This window comes from Streptomyces cyaneochromogenes (assembly GCF_003963535.1).
In the GTDB taxonomy this organism is placed as follows: Bacteria; Actinomycetota; Actinomycetes; order Streptomycetales; family Streptomycetaceae; genus Streptomyces; species Streptomyces shaanxiensis.
Genome location: NZ_CP034539.1, coordinates 1,672,684 through 1,687,569, shown reverse-complemented (window position 1 = coordinate 1,687,569; position 14,886 = coordinate 1,672,684). Strand labels below are relative to the sequence as shown.

The window sequence follows — 14,886 nt, the reverse complement described above, 5'->3', positions numbered from 1 at the left end:
CGGACGGAAAGCGCTTGCTGTCCCGTTTCTCTTGCCTGTGCCCCGGAGGAGTCTGATCACGTCCATGGCCGCATCCGTGTCCGCCCCGCTCACCGGGCGCCGCATCAGGGTCGCCGTGATCGGCACCGGAGCCATCGCGCGCGACTCCCACCTGCCCGCGCTCGCCAGGCTCGCCGAGGAGGGCGAGACGGAACTCGTCGCCGCCGTCGACGTCGATCCTGCGTCGGTCGAGTCCTTCCGCGCTCTCGCGGGCGGCGCTTGCCACGCCTACACCGATCTCGACCGGATGCTCGGCGAGCAGCGGCCCGACCTGGTCACCATCTGCACCCCGCCCACGCTGCACCGCGACCAGACCGTCGCCGCGCTGCGCGCCGGTGCCTGGGTGTGGTGCGAGAAACCGCCCGTGCCGAGCCTCGCCGACTTCGACGCCGTCGAGGCGGAGGAAGGCAAGGACGGCGGACCGTACGCCTCGATCGTCTTCCAGCACCGCTTCGGCTCGGGCAGCCGGCACGTGCGGCGGCTGCTGGCCGAGCAGGCCATGGGACGGCCGCTCGTCGCGCACTGCCAGACGACCTGGTACCGCGACACCGCCTACTACGCCGTGCCCTGGCGCGGCCGCTGGCAGACCGAGGGCGGCGGTCCCGCGATGGGGCACGGCATCCATCAGATGGATCTGCTGCTCGACCTGCTCGGACCGTGGAGCGAGGTGCGCGCCATGGCCGGCCGGCTGGTGCACGCCGTGGAGACGGAGGACGTCTCGACCGCCCTCGTGCGCTTCGCGAACGGTGCGATGGCGACCGTCGTGAACAGTGTGCTGAGCCCTGACGAGGTCAGCCGCATCCGCATCGACTGCGAGCGCGCCACCGTCGAACTCACCCATCTCTACGGCCACGGCAACGACAACTGGCGCATCACCCCGGCCCGGGACGTGCCCGCCGCCGAGGCCGCGGCCTGGCAGGACTTCGGCGCGGACCTGCCCAGTTCCCATCTGGAGCAGCTGCGTGAGCTGGTCGCGAGCATGCGCGCGGGGGAGCGGCCGCGCAGCAGTGGCGCGGACGGGCGGACGAGCCTGGAACTGATCGCCGCGCTGTACAAGTCGGCGTTCACGGACGCGACGGTGCGTGCCGGTGAGATCGGTCCCGGCGACCCGTTCCACTCGGCGATGCACGGGGGCGCGCCCGGCTGGGCGCCCGTCGTGAGCGGGCAGGCCGGCGCCGGTGAGGGAGCCGTCGTGGGCGAGGGGGCCGCCGCGTGACCGGGCTGGAGGTCGTCCATGCGTACGGCGACCGCATCACCGTCACCGAGCCGGTCCGCGGCGTCGAACTGCTCTCCTACGTCTACCGGCCGGAGGCCGCCTGGGAGGCGCCGAAGCCCTACGTCCACCCGCTGCGGACCCTCGCCGGCGACGTCGTCACCGACTACCGGCCCAACGACCACCGCTGGCACAAGGGCCTGTCGCTCACGGCCTCGCATCTGTCGGGTGCGAACCTGTGGGGCGGCAACTCCTACGTCCATGGACAGGGGTACCTCGAACTCCCCGAGCGCGTCGGGTCGATGGCGCATGTCGCCTTCGACGAGGTCTCCTCGGACGGCGACCGAGTCGTCATCGCCGAGCGGCTTGCCTGGCAGCCGCACAGCGGTGAGCTGTGGGCCGACGAACTGCGCACGGTCGAGGTGCACGACGTCGAGCCCGAGTCGGGATCCTGGGCCCTGACCTGGACGAGCTCCGTGACGAACCGGCGCGAGGAGCCGCTGCGGTTCGGCAGCCCCACCACCGCCGGACGCGAAATGGCGGGGTACACCGGCCTGTTCTGGCGCGGCCCGCGTGGCTTCCAGGGTGGCCGGATCATCGCTCCGGACGCCGAGGGCCCCGGATTGATGGGCGAACAGGCGCCCTGGCTGGCCTACTCGGGCGAGCACGACGGCGCCGACGGCCACGCGACCCTCGTCTTCGCGCACGCCCCGGAGAACGACCACGCGGGGGAGCGAGGCGCCCACCCCGCCCACTGGTTCGTACGCAACGAGCCTTTCGCGGGTGTGACCCCGTCCTGGGCGTTCCACGACGAGCTGGAGCTGGCGCCCGGCGACACCCTCACCCGTCGCTACCGGGTCGTCGTGGCCGACGGGGCGTGGGAGCGGAACGAGATCGCCAAGTATCTGCGGACGCATCCCTGGAGCTGACCGCAGGCGTCCGACGTCATCGCGGCTTCACGCCGCCGTCGGCCCCGTCACCGCCCATCCCGGCACCTGGGGGTGGGCCGTGAGGTCCTCGTGGCGCACCGCGTCGCCGCAGGCCCGGCAGGTGACGACCGGGATCAGCTCGTTGCCGCAGATGTGCTCGATCACCATGGGGCGGTCGTCGTCCTTGCGGAGATGGCGGTCGCCCCATGCCATGAGCGTCATCAGGACCGGCTCCAGTTCCAGCCCCGCCTGCGTGGGCCGGTACTCGAACCGCTGGGGGCGCTCGCTGTAGGTGCGTTTGGTCAGGATGCCGGCGTCGACGAGGCGGCGCAGCCGGGTGGCCAGGATGTCGCGCGGGGCGCCGATGTTGCGCACGAGCTGGTCGAAGCGGCCGTTGCCGAGGCATACCTCGCGCAGGACGAGCAGGGAGTACTTCTCGCCGACGAGCGCCAGGGCGTCGGCGATGGAACAGGGGCGCGGGTCTTTGGTGGCGGCCATGGCGCTCAGTTTAGGGGAGGGTCCGACTTTCCAACCCTGGTGGGTTGGATTTTCAAACTCGCCGGGCTAGGGTGAGTTCGGATTTCCTACTCACCGGTAGTCGAGAGGGCCCGCACCATGCGTGACGCAGTCATCGTCGAAGCCGTACGCACCCCGATAGGCAAGGGCAAGCCGAACGGCTCCCTGGCGCACGTCCATCCCGTCCAGCTCCTCGCCCACACCCTGCGCACCCTCGTCGAGCGCTCCGGCGTCGACCCGGTGCTGATCGACGACGTCATCGGCGGCACCGTCGACCAGGTCGGCGAGCAGGCCATGAACACCACCCGCTACGCCGCCCTGTCGGCGGGCTTCCCGGAGTCGGTCCCGGCGACCACCGTGGACCGCCAGTGCGGTTCCTCCCAGCAGGCTGTCCACTTCGCCGCCCAGGGCGTCATCTCGGGCGCGTACGACCTGGTCGTCGCCTGTGGCGTCGAGTCGATGAGCCGGGTGCCGATGTGGTCGAACGTCCCGCCCGGCAAGGACCCCTTCGGTCCCGGCATCGCCGAGCGCTACCCGGAGGGCCTCGTCCCGCAGGGCATCAGCGCCGAGCTGATCGCCGCCAAGTGGTCACTCACGCGCGAGCGGATGGACGCCTTCGCCGTCTCCTCGCATCGCAAGGCGGCCGAGGCCTGGGAGAAGGGCCTGTTCGACGCCGAGGTCGCGCCCCTGGAGGGCGTCTCGCGCGACGAGTGCGTACGACCCGGCAGCACCCCTGAGATCCTCGCCGGCCTCAGGCCCGCCTACCACGACCCGGCCTTCGCCGAACGCTTCCCGCAGATCGAGTGGAACGTCACCGCGGGCAACGCCAGCCCCGTCAACGACGGCGCCTCCGCCGTGCTGATCACCTCCGGTGAGACGGCGGCCCGACTCGGCCTGCGCCCCCTCGCCCGGCTGCACAGCTTCGCCGTCACCGGCTCCGACCCCCTCCTCATGCTCACGGGAGTCGTCCCGGCGACCGAGAAGGTGCTGCGTCGGGCGGGGCTGGGCCTCGACGACATCGACCTCTTCGAGGTGAACGAGGCCTTTTCCAGTGTGGTCCTGGCCTGGCAGCAGGAGACCGGCGCCGATCTCGCCAAGGTCAACGTGCACGGCGGCGCCATCGCCCTCGGCCACCCGCTCGGCGCGAGCGGCACCCGGCTGACGACGACCCTGGTCCACGCGATGCGCGAACGCGGCGCCCGCTACGCCCTGCAGACGATGTGCGAGGCGGGCGGACTCGCCAACGCGATGATCATCGAGTCGGTCTGACCCGTCCGACTCGGCGGCGGCGCGTCGGACGGCGCTCGATCCGACCGGCTCAGCGGCGGCGCAGGTGGTGGCGCTTGCGCCAGGCCACCACCGCGCCCGCCAGCGCCGGCAGCGCGATGGCGGCCACCGCGATCAGGAACACCGGGGACGTCGGTGTGGAGGCCCGGGCGCCGGCGACGACGTACGCGGCGACGTTGGGGATCGACCCGAGTGCCGTCGCGAGCAGGAAGGGAAGCATGCCCATGCGGGATACGGCGGCGGCGTAGTTGGCGGCCCAGAACGGCACCCCGGGGAACAGCCGCACCGCCAGCATCGAGCGGAAACCGTGCTTGCTGAACTGGTTGTCCGCCGCCGTCAGCCACCGGCCGCGCAGCAGCGGGCGCAGCGCCTCCTGGCCGAGCAGCCGGCCCAGGGCGAAGGCGAGACCGGCGCCGAGCACGGTGCCCGCCAGGGCCGTACCGATGCCCCATTCGGAGCCGAAGAGCGCGCCCGCCGCGAGGTTCAGCAGCGGCCGCGGCACGAACGCCACCGTGATCAGCCCGTACGCCACCGCGAACAACACCACCGCGGCCGCGCCCTCGACCTGAGGCGGCCAGCCGTTCGCCAGGAGCTTTTGCGGCTCGAAGAGCAGTACCGACGACGCGGCCGCCGCGAGCAGGAGGACGAGCAGGGACAGCCGCGCCCAGGGCGAGAGCAGCACTCTTGTGCAGCGCGTGGCGAAGCCCGCGGGTGCGGGCACCGGCAGCGGCGCGGGGACGGTGAGCTCCGTGGCGGCGGCTGCAGAAGAGGCCGTTGCGGTGCCCCCAGAGCGGGTGGTGGCATCGAGCATTCGGCGACAGTAACCGACGAAGTTGTGTGATCGCCGTATGGTTCGTCTCATGCGCGTCACAGGTGAGGGAACGTTGGAAGTTCCCCGCAGTGCTCTGGCCGACACGGTCCTGGAGCGGCTCACCGCCGCGTACGCCGCCGCCGCGGACCCGGAGCGGGCCGTCGCCGCCCGGGCGTACATGAAGGACGTGGCCCCGTTCCTCGGCATCCCCACGCCCGAGCGCCGCGCCCTGTCCCGCACCGTCGTCCAGGGCACACCCCGCCCCGACGAGACCGACTGCACCGCCGTGGCCCTGCGCTGCTGGCAGCTGCCCGAGCGCGAGTACCACTACTTCGCCATCGACTATCTGCGACGCCATGTGGGGCGCTGCTCCTCCGGCTTCCTGCCGGTCACCCGGCACCTGATCACCACCGTCTCCTGGTGGGACACGGTGGACCTGCTTGCCGCGCATGTCGTCGGCGGGCTCGTCACAGTGGACCCGAAGCTCACGGCGGACATGGACGCCTGGATCGTCGACGACGACCTGTGGGTCGCCCGCACCGCCCTGCTCCACCAGCTGCGCTACAAGGAGAACACCGACACCGAACGCCTCTTCGCCTACTGCCTGCGCCAGTCCGGCCACCCCGACTTCTTCATCCGCAAGGCGATCGGCTGGTGCCTGCGCGAGTACGCCAAGACCGACCCGGACGCCGTACGGGACTTCCTGGCGCGGGAGCGGGGACGGTTCGCGCCGCTGTCGGTGCGGGAGGCGCTGAAGAACGTCGGCGCCTGAAGTTCCGTACCGCCGAGTCCTGTGGACCGCCCAGTCCCGTACCGCCGAGTCCTGTAGACCGCCCAGTCCCGTACCGCGAAAAACCATTCGACGTCGGGCAAAGCGTCGGCAATGATCGACGTCATGTTCCGGTACGCCTTCCTTCTCGCAGCATCCGCGGTCGCGGATGCCCCGAAGGCTGCCTTTCCCGTCTTCCTGGCTGCTGTCGACGGCGCCCGAAGCTGACCCTCTCCGGAAAGTCCGGCGGACCCCGCAGGGGGAGGGTCGGCGAATCGCTGGGGTCCCCTTCTCCTTCGCAGAGACTTCGAGGTACAGCCATGTCCAAGACGGCATACGTGCGCACCAAACCACACCTGAACATCGGCACGATGGGTCATGTCGACCACGGCAAGACCACGTTGACCGCCGCCATCACCAAGGTCCTCGCCGAGCGCGGGTCGGGAACGTTCGTGCCCTTCGACCGCATCGACCGGGCGCCCGAGGAGGCCGCGCGCGGCATCACCATCAACATCGCGCACGTCGAGTACGAGACCGACACCCGTCACTACGCGCACGTCGACATGCCGGGTCACGCCGACTACGTCAAGAACATGGTCACCGGCGCCGCGCAGCTCGACGGGGCGATCCTCGTCGTCTCCGCGCTCGACGGCATCATGCCGCAGACCGCCGAACACGTGCTGCTCGCCCGGCAGGTGGGCGTCGACCACATCGTCGTCGCCCTCAACAAGGCCGACGCGGGCGACGAGGAGCTCATCGACCTCGTCGAGCTGGAGGTCCGCGACCTGCTCACCGAGCACGGCTACGGCGGCGACGCCGCGCCCGTCGTACGGGTCTCGGGGCTGAAGGCCCTCGAAGGGGACCCGAAGTGGACGGCTTCGATCGAGGCGCTGCTCGACGCGGTGGACACGTACGTTCCGATGCCGGAGCGGTATGTGGACGCGCCGTTCCTGCTGCCCGTCGAGAACGTGCTCACCATCACCGGACGGGGGACGGTGGTCACCGGCGCGGTCGAGCGGGGCACCGTGCGGGTGGGTGACCGGGTCGAAGTGCTGGGGGCCGGACTGGAGTCCGTGGTCACCGGCCTGGAGACGTTCGGCAAGCCGATGGACGAGGCGCAGGCGGGGGACAACGTGGCGCTGCTGCTGCGCGGGGTTCCACGGGACGCCGTCCGGCGGGGGCATGTCGTCGTGGTGCCGGGCAGTGTCGTGCCGGGTCGGCGCTTCACCGCGCAGGTGTATGTGCTGTCCGCGCGTGAGGGCGGTCGTACGACGGCGGTCGCCAGCGGGTATCGGCCGCAGTTCTACATCCGTACGGCGGATGTGGTCGGTGACATCGACCTCGGTGAGGTGGGGGTCGCGCGGCCCGGGGAGACGGTCACGATGACCGTTGAGCTGGGGCGTGACGTTCCGCTGGAGGCGGGGCTCGGATTCGCCATCCGTGAGGGTGGCAGGACCGTCGGCGCGGGGACCGTGACCGCCGTCGTGTGAGGGTGGTGCGGTTCGTGGGGGACTGCGGGGCCGTTGTGGCTGGTCGCGCAGTTCCCCGCGCCCCTGACGGGGCGCTCCAGGGCCCGGCGACTAAAGGCCCGGCACAATGAGGTGGTGAGCGAACCCATACCCGTCACCCGGCCCGTCGACTACGGCACCGCCAAGCTGATGCCCGACGTCGATCGGAAGCGGGCCTGGCTGCTCACCGTCGACGGGGCGCCCCAGTCGTACGTCGATCTTGACGAGCCGACGTATCTGGAGTTCGAGTACGCGCGGCGGCTGGGGCATGTGCTGGACACCGTCGCCGAGGCGGGGCGGGCGCTGGACGTGCTGCATCTCGGGGGTGGGGCACTCACGCTGCCCCGGTATCTGGCGGCCACCCGGCCCGGTTCGCGGCAGGATGTCGTCGAGGCGGACCGGGGGCTGATGGAGCTGGTCGTCGAGCATCTGCCGGTCGCGGACGGGGACGGCGTACGGCTGCACGCCGGGGACGCCCGGGCGTGGCTGGAAGCGGCGCCGGACGACTCCGTCGACGTACTGGTCGCCGATGTCTTCGGGGGGTCACGGGTGCCGGCTCATCTGACGTCCGTGGGCTACGCCCGGCACGCGGAGCGGGTGCTGCGGGGGAGCGGCGTCTATCTGGCGAACCTCGCCGACGCCGCGCCCTTCGCCTTCCTGCGCTCCCAACTCGCCACCTACGCCACGCTGTTCGAGGAACTCGTGCTGATCGCCGAGCCCGGTGTGCTGCGCGGGCGGCGGTTCGGCAACGCGGTGCTGGTCGCCGCGCACCGGCCCGTCGACACGGCCGCCCTGGCCCGGCTCACCGCCTCCGACGCCTTTCCGGCGAGGGTCGAACACGGGCCCGCCCTGCGGGAGTTCATCGGCGGCGCGCGACCGGTGCGGGACGAGGACGCCGTAGCGTCACCCGAGCCCCCGGACGGGGCTTTCAGTATCGGCTGAGTCGACCGGGCCGCCCGCGGTCACCTGCTTGGTACGGCGCCGGAGGTTGCGTACGTCCGGGACGCACAGGACCGCCGCCGTGACGACCACGATCAGCGTGGCACAGCCCCACAGCGCGGTCGTGCGCCCGAACGCGGTCTCCGCCGGGCCGGCCAGTGCCGTCGCCAGCGGGACCAGGGCGACGGAGCCGAACCAGTCGTACGCGGCGACCCGGGACAGCTTGTCCTCCGGTATCTCCTGATGGAGCGCGGTCATCCAGGAGACGCCGAACACCTCCAGCGTCACGCCGGTCACGAACATCACCGCGCACAGGACGGTGACCGGGACCGGCACGGCCAGCGCGGCGGAGGGGAGCGCGAGCGGGAAGACGCACAGGGTGCCGGCGAGGAGCAGGCGGCGGGGCTTCCAGCGGGTCATGAGCAGGGCGCCGGCGACCGTGCCCGCGCCGAAGAAGCCCAGGGCCAGGCCCCACGGGGCCGCGCCCCCGAGGTGGTCCCGGGCGACGAGCGGGCCGTAGACCGCGTCGGCCGCGGCGACGACCGCGTTGGCGAGGGAGAACTGGACGACGACGGCCCACAGCCACGGCCGGCCGGCGAACTCCCGCCAGCCCTCCCGCAGATCGGCGAGCATGCCGCCGCCCGGCGTGCGCTCGGGAACGTCACGCACGTCGAGGAAAGCCCGCATGGCCCCGGCGATCGCGAAGGCCGCCGCGTCCGCCGCCAGCACCCAGCCGGGCCCGATCGCGGCCACCATGGCACCGCCGAGCGCCGCGCCGCCCACCGACGCCCCCTGCATCGCCATCCGGAAGACGGCGAACGCCCGGCTCGCCTCGTCCCCCTTGACCGACGACAGCAGCATGCCCTCGGCCGCGGGGCTGAAGAACGCCTGGCCGGTGCCGCCGAGGGCGGTCAGCAGCATCATGTGCCACAGCCGCGCCTCCCCGGAGAGGACCAGCACGGCGAAGGCCGCCTGGGAGACGCAGTTGAGGGCGTTGGCCGCGACCATCACCCGGTGCCGGGGCAGCCGGTCCGCGACGGCGCCGCCGATCAGCAGGAAGAGCACCAGGGGCAGGGTGCGGGAGGCGGCCACCAGACCCACGTCACCGCCGTCGCCGCCCGTCTCCAGCACCGCGAACGCGGCGGCGACGAGCGCGCCGTGACTGCCGAGGTTCGTGACGAACGCGGCGGCGGTCAGCAGGCTGTAGTTGCGGCCCGCCCAGGCGGGGCGGCGGGAGGGACGCTGGGAGGGGCGGGGCAGGTCGGCGGGGGAGGTCACCGGCCGACTATCGCCGTACGGCCTCCGTTTTGCCAATCGATTTGCAGGTCACGGGCCGGATGGGGCCACTCGCCGGGCTCGGACGGGCTGCGCCGGGGCCCGGTGCGGATACGACGCTCGTCACATCGGGTTCAGCCTCTTCCCTGGATCCTACTCATGGGTAACATGACCGTCATGAGCGCAGACCAGATGTCCATCGGCGAGATGCTCGCCGCCACCGTGCCCATGGCCCGGACCCTGAACCTCGAGTTCCTGGAGACCACGCCGGAGAAGGCCGTGGTGGCCCTGCCGGACCAGAGCGACTACCACAACCACGTGGGCGGGCCGCACGCCGGCGCGATGTTCACGCTCGGGGAGTCCGCCAGCGGGGCCATCGTGCTGGCCGCGTTCGGCGAGCAGCTCTCGCGTGCCGTGCCGCTCGCCGTGCGAGCCGAGATCTCCTACAAGAAGCTCGCCATGGGCGCCGTGACCGCCACCGCGACCCTGGGCCGGCCGGCCGCCGAGGTCGTCGCGGAGCTGGACGCAGGGGAGCGGCCGGAGTTCCCCGTGGCGATCGAGATCCAGCGCGGGGACGGCGCCGTCACCGGCGAGATGATCGTCGTCTGGACGCTGCGTCCGAACAGCTGAGCCGGTCGCACGGCAGCGAGCGGGGGCCCCGTGTGGGGCTCCTGATCGCTTTCCGGACCGCTGCGGCTCAGGCGGCGAGCCGCTCGCGTTCCGCCCCGGCGTTCTCCAGACCCGCGACGAACTCCTTCAGCCAGGCCGTGAACTCGGGCCCCAGGTCCGCTCGGTCGCACGCCAGCCGCACCACCGTGCGCAGATAGTCCGCCTTGTCGCCGGTGTCGTAGCGCAGCCCGTCGAAGACGACCCCGTGGACCGTCCCGCCCGCCGCCATTTCCTGCAGCGCGTCGGTCAGCTGGATCTCGCCTCCGCGGCCGGGCGGGGTGTGCTCCAGGATGTCGAAGACGGAAGGGTCGAGGACGTAGCGGCCGATGACCGCGTAGCGGCTCGGCGCGTCCTCGCGTGACGGCTTCTCCACCAGGCCCGTGACGCGGACCACGCCGTCCTCACCGGACGGCTCCACGGCCGCGCAGCCGTAGAGGTGGATCTGCTCCGGCGGGACCTCCATGAGCGCGACCACACTGCCCTCGCGGCGCTCGCGGACCTCTACCATCCGGCTCAGCAGGGTCTCGCGCGGGTCGATGAGGTCGTCGCTCAGCAGGACGGCGAAGGGCTGGTCGCCGACGTGATGGCGGGCGCACAGCACCGCGTGGCCGAGGCTCAGCGGGTCGCCCTGGCGGATGTGGTGGATGTCGGCGAGCCGGGCCGGGTCGCGCACCGCGTCCAGCCGTACGGTGTCGCCCTTGGCGGCGAGCGCCTGCTCCAGCTCGAAGGCGTGGTCGAAGTGGTCCTCGATGGCCCGCTTGTGCCGGCCGGTGATCATCAGTACGTCGTCGAGCCCGGCCGCCGCGGCCTCCTCGACGACGTACTGGATGGCCGGCTTGTCGACGACCGGCAGCATCTCCTTCGGGGTCGCCTTCGTGGCGGGCAGGAACCGGGTGCCGAGGCCCGCCGCCGGGACGACCGCCTTGCGGACCGTACGGGCCGTGCGGTCCGGATCGGGGGTGGGTGTCGTGTGGGGGACGATCATGCGGCCCATGCTGGAGTACGGGGATGAGAGCAGGCCGAGAGAAACCTCGGAGCTTGCTGTGCGGTACGCGGAGTTGAAGATTCTGTGGACCAATGGTCTTTACCTGCACACAACTTGGCGCACGGCCTGACCGTGGCTTCGAATGCGGGTGCGGATACCGCCGGTAACTTTCCTGAATTCTCTGCCTCTTGAACGATGGTCACTCGAACTTCTTGTTTCCTGTGCAGCGCTTGTGCGAAAGTGAGCGGCCCGATAGCCGCTCCACAGATGACGCGCGGCCTAGGTACGCACCAATCACGCACCTGCTTTCCGACGGACGCGCATTCCCCAGGGCGTCCTGAGGCTGGGAAGGAAATGGTTCAGTGCAATCCCCTTACCCCCCACGACCGCCGTACCCGCCACGGCCCGGGGTGAGCCCCGGAGGGTCCGACCGCGATCTCCTGGCGAACCTGAGCAAAACCGGTACGGACGGCCATGCCGTCGCGCTGCTGATGGCGCGCCACTGGCGCGCCGTTCACGACTACGCGGCCATCTGCCTCGTGTCCACCGAGAGTTCGGCCTCCTTGGTGGCCGCCGCGGCGTTCCATCGCGTGCTCGGCCGACCGGGCGACGGCGCGCTGCGCCCCCAACTCCTCACCGCCGTACGGGACCTGGTGAAGGAGTGGGCGGCCGACAGCGCAATTTCCGCCCTGATGCCGGAACTCGGCAAACCCACCGGAGGGCGCGGGCTGCGCGCCGCACGGTCCGTGACGCCCGAAAGGCGCCACATCGCCGAGCGCGCATTCCGGGCACTTCCGGGCGCCTCGCAATGTCTCCTCTGGCACACCGAGGTCGAGGCGGAACCGATAACCGTACCCGCCGGTCTGCTGGGGGTGGACACAAGCACCGCGTCGGCCGCGATGGAGGGAGTGCGGGAGCAATTCCGGGCGGGTTGCGTCCGCGCCCACCGCGAACTCGCACCCACCCGGGAATGCCGTTACTACAACCGCCTCCTCGACGTCCCCATTCGCCGCGGCGGGGCTCTGTTGCCCGATGTGCAACAGCACCTGATGGAATGCCGATACTGCCGTCACGCCGCCGAGCAGCTCAGCCATTTCGAGGGCGGACTCGAAGTGCTGCTGGCCGAAACCGTGCTCGGCTGGGGCGCCCGGCGCTATCTCGGCTCCCGGCCCGGACGGGGCGGCGTGGGCCCCGCGTCGTGCGACCGCCCCCGACGCGGCGGACGGCACCGTCCGGACCAGCGCGTCGCGCCGCGCGGACGCGCGAAGGGCCTCGCCCTGGGCGTGGGTCTGACCTCCCTCGCCCTGCTCGTCACGGTGCTCACCGCCAAGGGCTGGTCCGAGGAGAGCGGTGTCCCCGACGCGCAGGCGACCTGGGGTGTGCCCAGCGGCAAGTCCGTCAGCCCGGGCACGGTGGCCAGACCCTCGACAGGCGGTTCACCGTCGGCCGCCTCGGCCGAGGACCCCGTCGAGATCGCCCTGGGCAGGCTGCGCAATGTCGACCGGGGCCTGTGCCTGGACCTCCGCAAGGGCGAGATCCGCACCGGTGCCCGGGCCGAGCTGGCGCAGTGCTCGTCCGCCGCGTCCCAGCAGTGGTCGTACCAGGACAGCGGCCTGCTGCGCAGCGCCGCCGACCCCACCCTCTGCCTGGACTCCGACGCCGACAAGGGCACGGTCGTCCTCGCCAACTGCCTCGCGCACGCCGGCGAGGTGCGCTACGACCTCACCGTCCATGGGGAGCTGCTGCCGCGCCGGTCCGGAGGGCTGGCGGTCGCCTCCGGTGACGACGACAGCGTGGTGCTCGCCGAACGGGACGGATCCGAGGCGCAGCGCTGGCTGCTCGGCGGCGGGCCGGCCGGCGTGGGCGAGACGACGCCCGAGCTGAAAGCCGAGAAGGGGAAGCCGGACGAGGAAGGGGAGGGCGGCGAGCCCGCGGCGTCCGAGCCCGAGCCCGAGTCCGAGTCCGAGAAGCCGGGTGCCGCGGTCCCCGGGCCGCCCAAGCCCGAGTCCCCGAAGGGCGAGCCGGACGGGCCGTCGGACCATCCGGAGCCGCAGTACGAGACCCGGTACGTCCAGGACGATTCCGGTGAGGTGGCCGAGCCCGCCGCCCCGGCCGACCCCGTCGATGCCGTCGTGGCCCTGCCGGCCGAGGTGCCGGCCACGGTGTCCGCCGTCGTGGACACCGCCACGACGGCGCTCGGCACCGCCGTCCGCTAGTCGAGGGGTCACCCCGCCGGGGTGACCCCTCCTTCTCGTGCTGCCATCATTCGGCCGTTTCTCGTCCGCCTCGTTGACACGCGTCACCAGCGCCTCACAACGTGGTTCCTTCAACTGCGGACGAATGTGGAGGTGGACCGGTGTTACGTCGTTTGTCCATCGCGCTGCTGGCCCTCGCGGCGCCGCTCATCATTCCCGTGCCCGCGCATGCGCAGGCCACCGAGGACCCCGTGGTCCGCACGGACGCGGGCTGGGTACAGGGTGAAACCACCGCCGAGGGACGGCAGTTCCTCGGCATCCCCTACGCCGAGCCGCCCGTCGCGGGACTCCGCTGGCGGGAGCCGCGGCCGGTCAAGCCCTGGCAAGGCGTTCGTACGGCACAGGACTTCGGCGACAAGTGTGTGCAGGCGGCGAGTTGGGACCCCGGCTACGAGCGGCCGAGCCACACCGAGGACTGCCTCGACCTCAATGTGTACGTCCCCGAAAAGGCCCGTACACCCGAAGGTTCCGCCCGCCGGGCGGTCCTGGTCTGGTTCCACGGCGGAGGGCTCACCGCCGGGGCCGGCCAGGACGTCGTCCCCGACACCTTCGCCCGGCAGACCGGCACGGTCGTCGTGACCGTCAACTACCGCCTCGGGGCGATGGGTTTCCTCGCGACGGCCGGCCTCGACGGAGAGGCCCGCGACAAGGTGTCCGGCAACTTCGGCATGCTCGACCAGCAGGCCGCGCTGCGCTGGACCCGTGCCAACATCGGCCGTTTCGGCGGTGACCCGGGCCGTGTGACCATCGCGGGCGAGTCGGCGGGCGGCCGCTCGGTCTGCACCCAGCTGGCCTCGCCGACGGCGAAGGGTCTGTTCCGGGCCGGGATCATCCAGAGCGGGGCGTACGGCGACTGCGGTGCGCGCACGCACGAGACGGCCGTGGCCCAGGGAGCCGCCTTCGCGCAGAAGCTCGGCTGTGCCGACGTCGCCTGTCTGCGGGCCAAGCCGCCCGCCGAGATCCTGGCGGCGCAGAGCGGGTTCGACTGGGCGCCGGTGACCGGCGGCGCGTTCCTGCCGAGGCAGCCGAAGGAGGCGTTCGCGCAGGGCGCCGCTGCCGGCGTACCGGTCATGAACGGCGCGAACCAGGACGAGGGGCGCCTCTTCGCATTCGCCCGCTTCGACCTGAGCGGCACCCCGCTCACCGCCGACCGGTACCCGACGGTCATGCGGGCGGACTACGGCGACGAGGCGCTCGCGCGCTACCCCCTGTCTTCCTACCCCGCACCGACCATCGCCTACGCCACGGCCCAGGGCGACCAGCTGTTCGCCTGCCCGGCCCTCCGCCTCGACTCCACACTCGCCGGACGCGGCAAGGTCTACGCGTACGAGTTCGCCGACCGCACCTCCCCGCCCTTCGCGTCCCTGCGCAACCTCGGCACGGACTTCGACTTCGGCGCGACCCATGTCAACGAGGTGCAGTACCTCTTCAAGCACTTCGGCCTCCCGTCACCGCTGAACGCCGAGCAGCGGAGGCTGGCGCGGCAGATGGTCCAGTACTGGGGCTCCTTCGTCCGGGACGGGGTGCCGCGCGCGGCGGGACAGCCCGCGATGCCGTCCCGGCCGGGGGCGGTGCTGGCCCTGCGCACCACGTCCGCCGGCGGGAATGAGACGAGCGCCACCGTGCACAGTGAGCACCGGTGCAACCTCTGGGACGCCGAGACCGTCACTCAGAACGGGTAGGCTGCCCCG

The 14,886-nt window shown here is 71.8% G+C and carries 13 protein-coding genes; 9 read left to right on the top strand and 4 right to left on the bottom strand.

Annotated features, from left to right (window positions below; all coding sequences use genetic code 11):
• Positions 1–64 precede the first annotated feature (64 nt).
• Together EJ357_RS07275 and EJ357_RS07270 are read left to right on the top strand one after the other, a co-directional pair.
• Positions 65–1,255 (top strand): Gfo/Idh/MocA family protein, encoded by a 1,191-nt coding sequence (locus EJ357_RS07275; protein ID WP_126389814.1) that lies wholly within the window; start codon positions 65–67, stop codon positions 1,253–1,255.
• Positions 1,252–2,181 carry a DUF6807 domain-containing protein gene (locus EJ357_RS07270; RefSeq protein ID WP_126389812.1) on the top strand — a complete coding sequence of 310 codons (930 nt, stop codon included), beginning with the start codon at positions 1,252–1,254 and terminating at the stop codon, positions 2,179–2,181. Before EJ357_RS07275 ends, EJ357_RS07270 begins: the two co-directional genes overlap by 4 nt.
• 27 nt (positions 2,182–2,208) lie before the next feature.
• Here EJ357_RS07270 and EJ357_RS07265 read toward each other — a convergent pair whose 3' ends face one another.
• Positions 2,209–2,679 carry a winged helix-turn-helix transcriptional regulator gene (locus tag EJ357_RS07265; protein ID WP_126389810.1) on the bottom strand — a complete coding sequence of 157 codons (471 nt, stop codon included), beginning with the start codon at positions 2,677–2,679 and terminating at the stop codon, positions 2,209–2,211.
• 117 nt (positions 2,680–2,796) lie between these two features.
• Here EJ357_RS07265 and EJ357_RS07260 point away from each other — a divergent pair, with 117 nt between their 5' ends.
• On the top strand, positions 2,797–3,966 hold the full coding sequence (locus EJ357_RS07260; protein ID WP_126389808.1) for a thiolase family protein: 1,170 nt from the start codon (positions 2,797–2,799) through the stop codon (positions 3,964–3,966).
• Between the two features lie 49 nt (positions 3,967–4,015).
• On the opposite strand, the gene EJ357_RS07255 is transcribed toward EJ357_RS07260, so the two are convergent.
• Positions 4,016–4,795, bottom strand: coding sequence for a TVP38/TMEM64 family protein (locus EJ357_RS07255; protein WP_126389806.1), 780 nt, complete (start codon positions 4,793–4,795; stop codon positions 4,016–4,018).
• A 49-nt stretch (positions 4,796–4,844) separates the two neighbouring features.
• On the opposite strand from EJ357_RS07255, the gene EJ357_RS07250 reads away from it, so the two are divergent.
• The 3 genes from EJ357_RS07250 (at position 4,845) to EJ357_RS07240 (ending at position 8,014) form a co-directional block, all read left to right on the top strand.
• Positions 4,845–5,567, top strand: coding sequence for a DNA alkylation repair protein (locus EJ357_RS07250; protein ID WP_126389804.1), 723 nt, complete (start codon positions 4,845–4,847; stop codon positions 5,565–5,567).
• Positions 5,568–5,884: 317 nt separating this feature from the next.
• On the top strand, positions 5,885–7,054 hold the full coding sequence (gene tuf, locus EJ357_RS07245) for an elongation factor Tu (RefSeq protein ID WP_126389802.1): 1,170 nt from the start codon (positions 5,885–5,887) through the stop codon (positions 7,052–7,054).
• A 114-nt stretch (positions 7,055–7,168) separates the two neighbouring features.
• Positions 7,169–8,014, top strand: coding sequence for a spermidine synthase (locus EJ357_RS07240; protein ID WP_175647330.1), 846 nt, complete (start codon positions 7,169–7,171; stop codon positions 8,012–8,014).
• Here EJ357_RS07240 and EJ357_RS07235 read toward each other — a convergent pair.
• Positions 7,976–9,289, bottom strand: coding sequence for an MFS transporter (locus tag EJ357_RS07235; RefSeq protein ID WP_175647329.1), 1,314 nt, complete (start codon positions 9,287–9,289; stop codon positions 7,976–7,978). The genes EJ357_RS07240 and EJ357_RS07235 overlap by 39 nt on opposite strands.
• A 174-nt stretch (positions 9,290–9,463) precedes the next feature.
• On the opposite strand from EJ357_RS07235, the gene EJ357_RS07230 reads away from it, so the two are divergent.
• Entirely contained in the window at positions 9,464–9,916 is a 453-nt protein-coding gene (locus tag EJ357_RS07230) for a DUF4442 domain-containing protein (RefSeq protein ID WP_175647328.1), read from the top strand.
• 67 nt (positions 9,917–9,983) lie between these two features.
• Here the strand turns inward: EJ357_RS07230 and galU are convergent, their stop codons facing one another.
• Complete coding sequence (gene galU, locus EJ357_RS07225; protein WP_126389798.1) at positions 9,984–10,940, bottom strand: UTP--glucose-1-phosphate uridylyltransferase GalU; 957 nt, start codon at positions 10,938–10,940, stop codon at positions 9,984–9,986.
• A gap of 362 nt (positions 10,941–11,302) precedes the next feature.
• Here galU and EJ357_RS07220 point away from each other — a divergent pair, with 362 nt between their 5' ends.
• On the top strand, positions 11,303–13,156 hold the full coding sequence (locus EJ357_RS07220) for a ricin-type beta-trefoil lectin domain protein (RefSeq protein ID WP_407698470.1): 1,854 nt from the start codon (positions 11,303–11,305) through the stop codon (positions 13,154–13,156).
• Positions 13,157–13,296: 140 nt separating this feature from the next.
• The gene (locus tag EJ357_RS07215) at positions 13,297–14,877 is read left to right on the top strand and encodes a carboxylesterase/lipase family protein (protein WP_228473003.1); all 1,581 of its coding nucleotides are present in this window, start codon (positions 13,297–13,299) and stop codon (positions 14,875–14,877) included.
• Positions 14,878–14,886 lie beyond the last annotated feature (9 nt).